Raw genomic sequence first — 6,589 nt, forward strand, 5'->3', positions numbered from 1 at the left:
CGGCGGTCCGCAGCGCGAGAAGGGCGTCCATCTCCTGCTGCCGCGCGGCGGTGAGCGAGGCGGCCGCCTCGTCCCGCACGGCCGTGTCCGGCTCGTCGTCCATCGGCGCTTCCTCGGCGACGACCAGCCGCTCCGCCAGCTCGGCGAGCTTGCTGAGCGCATCTTCGCGGGCATGCTCGACCTCGGCTCGCTGGGACTGCACCCGCTCCGCCTCGGCCTGCGCCGAGCGCACTGCCTGCCGCAGCCGGTTGAGCCGCTCGGAGGACCGGGCCGCACGCACCTTCGCCTCGTTGCTGGCCTCGTGCGCCGCGGCCACCTCGGCCGCCCGCGCCTGCTGCTCGGCCTTCGCGCCGGCGAGCGCCGCGGCGGCCCGCTCGGCGGCGGCCTCGCTGGCCGCGAGCTTCTCGTTGGCCTCGTCGACCGCGGCCTGCACCTCGATCACGCTCTGTCCGCGGTCGGCGCCGCCGACCACCCAGTGCGCGCCGAACACGTCACCCTCGGCGGTGACCGCGCGGACCTGCGGGTACCGGGCGACCAGATCACGCGCGACCCGCAGCGAGTCGACCACCGCGACCTGCTCCAGCGCCGACAGCACCGCATGCCGCAACGACTCGGGCGAACGCACCAGGTCGGCCGCCCAGCGGGCCCCGTGCGGGAGTGTCGGCCAGCCGGACCGGTCGATCGTCGTCCAACCGCCGACGAGCACGCCCGCGCGGCCGGCATCGTTGCCGCGCAACAGCTCCAGCGCCGCGACGGCGTCGTCGCCGGATGCCACCGCGACCGCGTCGGCGACCGGGCCGAGCGCCGCGGCCAGCGCGGCCTCCGCGCCCGGCTCGACGGTGAGCAGCGCCGCCACCGAGCCCAGCAGACCCGGCAGCCGGTCACCCGCGGCGAGCAACGCGCCGGCGCCGTCCTTGCGGGACAGGCCCAGCGACAGCGCGTCGACCCTGGCCCTCCACGACGCGATGTCCTTCTCCGCGGTCCGCTCGGCCGCGACCAGCTCGTCGACCCTGGCCTGCGCCGCCTTCTGCGCCGCCTTGGCCTGCTCGTGCCGGTCGCCGAGGCCCGCGTCGTCGGCGTCCTCGACCCCCGACTCGGCCTGCGCCTCGGCGAGCTCGACGGCCGCGTCCTCGGCCCGCTCGGTGGCCTCGACCAGCGCGGTCGACATCCGCTCGATCTCCTCGGCGGTGGCGCCGGTCTTGCTGCGCAGCGCCTCGACCTGCCCGGCGAGCCGGGCCAGGCCCTCGCGCCGGTCGGCGACCGCGCGGACGGCGGCCATGTGCGCCTGCTCGGCGGCCTGCACGACCTGCTCCAGCTCGGCGCGCCGCTCGGCGGTCTCACCCAGCGCGAACCGGGCCACGTCCACCCGCTCGGCCAGCTCGGCCTCCCGGACGGCGGTCTCCTCGGCCTCGGCGTCCAGCTCCTCGGGGTCCCGGCCGCCGCGGGCCTCGGCGGCGTCGTCCTTGGCGGACAGGTGCCGCTCGCGCTCGACGGCCAGCCGCACGGTGCCGCGCAGCCGCTCCTCCAGCGCCGAGAGCCGGTACCAGGCGTCCTGCGCGGACGCGATCCGCGGCGCGTCTGCCGCGAGCTGGTCCTCCAGCGCGGTCTGCTTGGCGTCGGCCACTTCCAGGGCCTGCTCGACCTCGTGCCGGCGGGCCCGGGCGACGGCCTCGTCGGCCTGCTCCTTCTCGATCTCGGCGCGCCGGCCGACCAGGTCCTCGGCGTACAGCCGCAGCCGGGCGTCGCGGAGCTCGGCCTGTACGGCCTGGGCCTTGCGGGCGATCTCGGCCTGCTTGCCGAGCGGCTTGAGCTGGCGGCGCAGCTCACTGGTGAGGTCGGTGAGCCGGGTGAGGTTGGCCTGCATCGCGTCGAGCTTCCGCAGCGCCTTCTCCTTGCGCTTGCGGTGCTTGAGGACGCCCGCCGCCTCCTCGATGAACGCGCGCCGTTCCTCGGGCTTGGACTCGAGGATCTGGGCGAGCTGGCCCTGCCCGACGATGACGTGCATCTCGCGGCCGATGCCGGAGTCGGACAGCAGCTCCTGGACGTCCATCAGCCGGCAGGTGCTGCCGTTGATCTCGTACTCGCTCGCGCCGTCGCGGAACATGCGGCGGGTGATCGACACCTCGGTGTACTCGATCGGCAGCGCGCCGTCGGTGTTGTCGATGGTGAGGCTGACCTCCGCGCGGCCGAGCGGGGCGCGGCCGGCGGTGCCGGCGAAGATGACGTCCTCCATCTTGCCGCCGCGCAGGTCCTTCGCGCCCTGGGTGCCCATGACCCAGCGCAGCGCGTCCAGCACGTTCGACTTGCCGGACCCGTTCGGCCCGACGACGCAGGTGATCCCCGGTTCGAACCGCAACGTGGTGGCCGACGCGAACGACTTGAACCCCTTGAGCGTCAGGCTCTTCAAATGCACGAGACGCGGACCTCTCAGACAGCCGTGAAGTGCGGTCTATCCGTCTGAGGGTACCTGCGGGTCGGCCGCATCCGTGGGAGCGGCCGTGTCGGGGGCGTGAACCCGGGTGCTAGCGGGTGGGCGCCGGGATGGTCAGCGCGACCGCCTTGTCGTCGAGCCGCAGCTCCAGCCGGTCGATCTTGCTGCGCTGGAACGAGGTGCTCGCGGGGATCTCCGCGGTGGGGTCGTGGTCGGTGCCCCACCAGCCGGCGACCTCCCGGTTGCCGTCGTGGTCGTAGACGATCAGGTAGCACCGCCGACCTGCGGGAAGCCCGTGAAGCCTGATCTGGATCTCGGTGCCCCACTCGTGGTCGACCAGCCGCGCGGCGGCGGTCGTCCGGCCGTCGAGGCTGCGGCGGACCAGGTGATGCCGGCCGCCACCGGCGCCGGCGGCTCGTCCAGTGCCTGCCAGCCCAGGACTCCCCCGACCGTGACGGCCACCAGGATCGCGGCGGCGACCGCGACCAGCCAGTGCCGCCTCGGCCGCGGCGCGGCGCCCGGCGTGTCGGGCGAGTCGGGAAGGTCGTCGATCACCGACGGTGACGATGGCTCGTCGAACGCGGGAAGGCGTGGGATGGGTACCTCCTGGCCTGGCCCGTCCCCACCCGGCACGTCCCGGCCGGGTGGCGGGGTCGGCGGTGGGGTCGGCAGCGGCGCGAGCACGGGGGTCGGCAGCGACCCCAGCGGCATCGGGCCGGGCAGCGGCGCGGTCGGGTGGACCTCCTCGAACGTGGTCGGCGGCAGGTCGTCGGCGAAGTCGTCGAGGGAGATCTGGTTCAGCATGCCGGGCAGCGGGGCGAGCCGGATGAGCTCGGCCCGGCAGGTCTCGCAGCCGGCGAGGTGCGCCTCGAACTCGTACCGCTCGCTCGGCTCGAGCGCGCCGAGCAGGTACGCGCCGAGGGTGATGGTGTTGACGCAGGTCACGGCTCGGTCACCCCCCGCTCCTCGAGCGCGTCCCGCAGCGCGCGCAGCGCGTAGAACGAGCGCGACTTGACCGTGCCGGGCGGCACGCCGAGCGCCGCGGCGGCCTCGGCGATCGTGCGGCGGCGGTAGAACAGCTCGCCGATCACCGCGCGGTGGTCCTTGGACAGCGCGCGCATGGCCTCGGCGACCTGCCAGCCCTGCAGCACGCGGTCGAAGTCGTCGGACTGGCGGGCCCAGTCCCGTTCCAGGATCGGCACCTCGTCGACCCGGGCGCCCTGCCGCCGGTAGCCGGAGACCACGAGGTTGCGGGCGACCGTGTAGAGCCACGGCCCGGCCTCGGGCGCGGTCAGGCTGGACGCGTTGCGCCATGCCCGCAGCAAGGTCTCCTGCACGATGTCCTCGGCATACTGGTGATCGCCGCCGACCGCTCGCAGTACGTAGCCGTACAACGGCCGTCGGTAACGGCTGTATAGCTCGCGGAGGAGCTCGTCCTCCTGGTCCGGGGTGTTCCCCACACTGGTGTCATACGCGTTTCGGCTGGCCAGGGTTCAATGTGGGGTTGATTCGCGACACCCGTGACCACACCGTTATCTCTCCTCGAACCCCGACAGGTTTCCCTTGGCGTCGGACCAGCGTTCGACGACGGTGTCGACCCAGCCGGGGGTGCGGCCGGAGCGGAGGAGCTCCAGCAGCCGGTCGCACTGGCGGCGCGCCCCCTCGGCGACCACCTCGACGCGGCCGTCCGTGAGGTTGCGGGCGTGGCCGCGCAAGCCCAGCTCCGAAGCGCGGCTCCGGGTCCACCAGCGGAAGCCGACGCCCTGCACCCGGCCGTGTACCCACGCGGTCAGGCGGATCGGCTGATCAACTACGGTGTCCACGGATTGTGGTTCCTCGATCCGGTGTGTGCACGATCGGTTACAGGTGATACGTTACCGCGCTGTAATACGCCATCTGGAGCAACGGTGGCGAGCCGAGGAGGATGGGACTCCGCATGTCCGAGCACATGTCCGAGCACATGTCCGAGCACATGTCCGAGCCTGAGGACGAGCTGACCCCGTTACCGGAGCCGCCGGAGAGGTCCAGGCTCTCCCGCTCGCCGTACATCGCGCTCGGCGTGGCGGCGGTGGTCGTGTCGACGGTGTTCGCCACCGTCGCGGCACTGGCCGGCACGCGTGAGGAAACCGCGGCGCCGGAGCCCAAGAGCCAGGACGCGGTCGAGATCACGACGTCGGAGACGCCCACCACCGATCCCACGACAACCTCCTCGCAGACCTCTTCGTCGGCCCCGTCGTCGACCTCGAGCACGACGACCACCACCACCGAGGAAGAGACCACCACGGACGAGGACACCACCACACCGAGGCCGCCCCCCAACACGACGACCCCCAAGCCGCCGACCACCACGCCCAAGCCACCGGCCAACAAGCCGCCGGTCGCATCCTTCACCTTCAGCTGCACCGACCTGAATTGCGACTTCAACGGCGGCGGCTCGTCGGATCCCGAGGATGGTCCGCTGACCTACAGTTGGAGCTGTGGCGGCTCCAGCGTCACCACGTCGTGCACGTTCCCCGAGCCGGGCGACTATCAGGTCACCCTGACGGTGACCGACAACAAGGGCGCTCGCGACACCGAGATGAAGACCGTTACGGTGCCGCCATCTGCCGCTACCTCGGGTAACTAGACCCGTCTTCATAACGTCACCCGTTAGTGGTACGTTGCCGGACCGTGACCTCGGCTCGCGCACGGAGACCCGTGCTCCCCGCCCTCACCGCGGCGTTCGTCGGTGTCGTTACCGTCGGCGCCGCAACGCTCATGGCCAACGCCCAGGAGTCGCCGACTGCCGACCAGGGCCGGATCAACCTGGCCGTCGAGAACCCGGCGAACCCCGACGGCGCCGGTGACCTGACCCGCCCCGACAACCAGGTCGGCTCGGACTCCCCCGAAGAACAGTCCGACCCGGCCGCCGACGAGCCGAGCGAGAGCGACGAGTCGCCCGCGTCCGACGACGCCCCGGAACCGCCCAGCTCGAGCGAGACCACCTCCCCGCCCTCCGCATCCCCCTCGGATCCTCCGTCCACCCCCGAAAACCCGGAGGCCAACCAGATCGAGCAGGTCGTCGACCTCGCGAACGCGAACCGCGCGGAGGCCGGTTGCGTACCGCTCCGCATCGACGCCCGGCTCACCGAGGCCGCGCAGGACCACAGCAGCGACATGTCGGTGCGTGACTACTTCGACCACACCACCCCCGAAGGGTTGACCTTCGCCGAGCGGATCGTGACCGCCGGCTACCCGACCCCCGGCGCGGAGAACATCGCCCGCGGCCAGCAGAACGCCTCGCAGGTGATGAAGAGCTGGATGGAGTCCGACGGCCACCGCGCGAACATCCTGAACTGCCAGCTGACCGCGATCGGCGTCGGCCTCAACACCGAGGGCATGTTCTGGACCCAGGACTTCGGCTACTGAGCCCCGGCCGGCGCGGACGCCGGCCTCGGGCCCCCGGAATCCAGCCTACTGACGGATACCGACGGTTCCGGCTGCCGCGGGAAAGGCCTGTGGACAAACCCGGACCCGCGGGGGCCCCCCGCTTTCCAGCATATCGACGGGCACCGACGGTTTCGGCCGGTGCGCTGCGGGCCTGTGGACAACCCGCCTACCGCGCCTCGCGAACCAGGCAGAACGGGTGGCCCGCCGGGTCCGCGTAGATCCGCCAACCCCGGTTTCCGTCACCGACGTCCAGCACCGTCGCGCCGGCGGCGACGGCCGCGTCGTGCGCGGCCGGCAGGTCCGCGACGCCGATGTCCACATGGGACTGTTGCGGGTACGCCGGGTCCGGCCAGCGTGGTGGGCGGTGGTCGGCGACCCGCTGGAAGCACAGCACGAACGAGCCGACGTGCAACGTCGACCAGCCCGACTCCAACGACCACCTGCGATCCGGCCGGTTCACCTCCCCACCCAGCAGCGACTGGTAGAACCGGGCCAGCACGACATCGTCGGCGCAGTCGAGCACCACGCACTGCAGAGAGCCGATCACCGGCACAGCCTAGTGTCGCGTGATCCTTCCTTTGCGTCCGCTGTGGATCCACGTGGTTCCTGACAAGGCGGAGGAAAGCCGCTCGTACTGGATGTACTTGGGCTTTTCTCCAACGCCGTAACACAGACAGGGGCCGCTGTTGGCCGCAGCGGCGTAAAGGTTTCAGGGTCACGCGACACTAG

The 6,589-nt window shown here is 72.1% G+C and carries 7 protein-coding genes; 2 read left to right on the forward strand and 5 right to left on the reverse strand.

Annotated features, from left to right (window positions below; genetic code table 11):
- The 4 genes from smc to GEV28_RS41585 all read right to left on the reverse strand — a co-directional run.
- Positions 1 to 2,413: chromosome segregation protein SMC (gene smc, locus GEV28_RS41570; RefSeq protein WP_291419770.1), on the reverse strand; the 2,413-nt coding region annotated here is incomplete at its 3' end.
- Positions 2,414 to 2,695: 282 nt separating this feature from the next.
- Positions 2,696 to 3,376 carry a zf-HC2 domain-containing protein gene (locus GEV28_RS41575; protein WP_291419772.1) on the reverse strand — a complete coding sequence of 227 codons (681 nt, stop codon included), beginning with the start codon at positions 3,374 to 3,376 and terminating at the stop codon, positions 2,696 to 2,698.
- Positions 3,373 to 3,891 carry a sigma-70 family RNA polymerase sigma factor gene (locus tag GEV28_RS41580; protein WP_291419774.1) on the reverse strand — a complete coding sequence of 173 codons (519 nt, stop codon included), beginning with the start codon at positions 3,889 to 3,891 and terminating at the stop codon, positions 3,373 to 3,375. The genes GEV28_RS41575 and GEV28_RS41580 overlap by 4 nt, the downstream gene beginning before the upstream one ends.
- A 72-nt stretch (positions 3,892 to 3,963) precedes the next feature.
- Complete coding sequence (locus GEV28_RS41585; protein ID WP_291419776.1) at positions 3,964 to 4,254, reverse strand: acylphosphatase; 291 nt, start codon at positions 4,252 to 4,254, stop codon at positions 3,964 to 3,966.
- A gap of 236 nt (positions 4,255 to 4,490) precedes the next feature.
- On the opposite strand from GEV28_RS41585, the gene GEV28_RS41590 reads away from it, so the two are divergent.
- The gene (locus tag GEV28_RS41590; protein WP_291419778.1) at positions 4,491 to 5,057 is read left to right on the forward strand and encodes a PKD domain-containing protein; all 567 of its coding nucleotides are present in this window, start codon (positions 4,491 to 4,493) and stop codon (positions 5,055 to 5,057) included.
- A gap of 71 nt (positions 5,058 to 5,128) precedes the next feature.
- Complete coding sequence (locus GEV28_RS41595; protein ID WP_291419781.1) at positions 5,129 to 5,839, forward strand: CAP domain-containing protein; 711 nt, start codon at positions 5,129 to 5,131, stop codon at positions 5,837 to 5,839.
- Between the two features lie 187 nt (positions 5,840 to 6,026).
- Here GEV28_RS41595 and GEV28_RS41600 read toward each other — a convergent pair whose 3' ends face one another.
- A complete protein-coding gene (locus tag GEV28_RS41600; RefSeq protein WP_291419783.1) occupies positions 6,027 to 6,407 on the reverse strand; it encodes a VOC family protein in 381 nt (126 codons plus the stop codon).
- Positions 6,408 to 6,589 lie beyond the last annotated feature (182 nt).

This window comes from Actinophytocola sp., from assembly GCF_009379765.1.
GTDB lineage: Bacteria > Actinomycetota > Actinomycetes > Mycobacteriales > Pseudonocardiaceae > Actinophytocola.